The organism is Kocuria oxytropis (genome assembly GCF_040981195.1).
GTDB lineage: Bacteria > Actinomycetota > Actinomycetes > Actinomycetales > Micrococcaceae > Kocuria > Kocuria oxytropis.
In genome coordinates this window covers 1-1535 of sequence record NZ_JAVFXA010000049.1, presented here as the reverse complement: position 1 = coordinate 1535, position 1535 = coordinate 1, and the positions used below count along the sequence as shown (strand labels likewise).

Genomic DNA, 1535 nt, shown 5'->3' with positions numbered 1-1535 from the left:
TTCTTGTGGTTCACGACCCACCCCTCGCCGCGGGCATCGTGGTAGGCCCTGCGGTATCCCCACCGCGGGTGGGCCGCCCCCTTCATTCGGTCCGGTCGCTGTGCGAGTCGTCGGTTTCCGATTGATGGGTGCATTGCCGAGCGTAGTCGACGGGTGCGAGGTAGCCGAGCGATGAATGCCGGCGGTCGTGGTTGTATTCGGTCTTCCAGTCGCCGATCACGACCTGGGCGTGGAGCAGCGAGTAGAAGCTGTTGATGTTCAGGCACTCGTCGCGGAGCCTGCTGTTGAACGACTCGACGTACCCGTTGTGCCAGGGCGAGCCGGGCGGGATGTAGAACAGGCCGGTGCGGGTGCCGGCCCAGTCGGCCATCGCGTCGCTGATGAACTCGGGGCCGTTGTCGGATCGGAGCACCGCGGGGGCGCCCCGGACGGCGACGAGGTCCTCGAGGTGGGCGGTGAGCCGGTCCGCGGTGATCGACCGTTCGACGAGCCCGCCGATGCACTCGCGGGTGTGCTCGTCGACGATGGAGCAGATCTTGATCGGACGGCCCTGCTCGTCCGCGTCGAACTGGAAGTCCACCGCCCACACGAGGTTCGGTGCGACCGCTGCCGGGGCGTCGACGGTCGAAGACCCAACGCGTTTGCGGTGACGCCGCTGCGGGACGCGCAGCCCTTCCTCGCGCCAGAGCCGTTGGATCTTCTTGTGGTTCACGACCCACCCCTCGCCGCGGGCATCGTGGTAGGCCCTGCGGTATCCCCACCGCGGGTGCTTCTTCGCATACGCCCGCAGCCAGTCCCGCAACGCCAGGTCCGGGTCGGCTGTCGTCTCACCCTGGAGCGGGCGACGGTATGCGGACCTGCTCAGCCCGGCCAGACGGCACGCCATTCGTTCGCTCACCCGCAGCTTGCGCTTGAGGTGGTCGACGGCGGCGCGGCGCCTGCCCGGGCCTAGAAGTTTCCCTCAGCCAGCTCCTTGAGCGCGGCCTTCTCGAGCTCTGCCTCGGCGAGCAGCCGCTTGAGCGTGGCGTTCTGCTTCTCGAGCTCCTTCAGCCGCTTCGCGTCGTCGGCCTTCAGCCCGCCGTACTGGTTCCGCCACCGGTAGTACGTCTGCTCGGACACTCCGAGCTCTCGACACACCCCGGCGATGTCGCTACCGCCCGCGAGCATCCTGTCGGCCTGCCCGAGCTTACGGACGACCTGCTCCGAGGTGTGACGCTTCCTGCTGTTCGTCATGATCTGACCAGTCTCACTGCCCGGACCCCCGGGCAACAGGACGACTCACACAACCACCGGACCTACCAAACGGGGTCAGCCCACTTCGACCGTCACCGCACGTTAGGCAACCTGGTGAAAGGCCTCAACAAGCCGATCGACTACCGGACTCCCGGGAGGTTGTCTCGGGCGCTCTCTACGAAACGATTTCGTAGTTCCTTACGCCGATCTCGATTGATCGTTCGCCGCCGTTTGACTTCACGATCGAGTGAGCTGCTTTGGTATTCCTCCACTAACTCCTCGGTCACTTCGCGGATCGCTGC

The 1535-nt window shown here is 66.1% G+C and carries 1 protein-coding gene; it reads right to left on the bottom strand.

Annotation, left to right across the window (positions count from 1 at the left end; all coding sequences use genetic code 11):
- Positions 1-82 precede the first annotated feature (82 nt).
- A protein-coding gene (locus QYM41_RS17495; protein ID WP_368801046.1) for an IS3-like element ISAar43 family transposase occupies positions 83-1233 on the bottom strand; the annotation gives its coding sequence in 2 pieces (ribosomal slippage) (positions 83-963 and positions 963-1233; 1152 coding nt in all).
- Positions 1234-1535 lie beyond the last annotated feature (302 nt).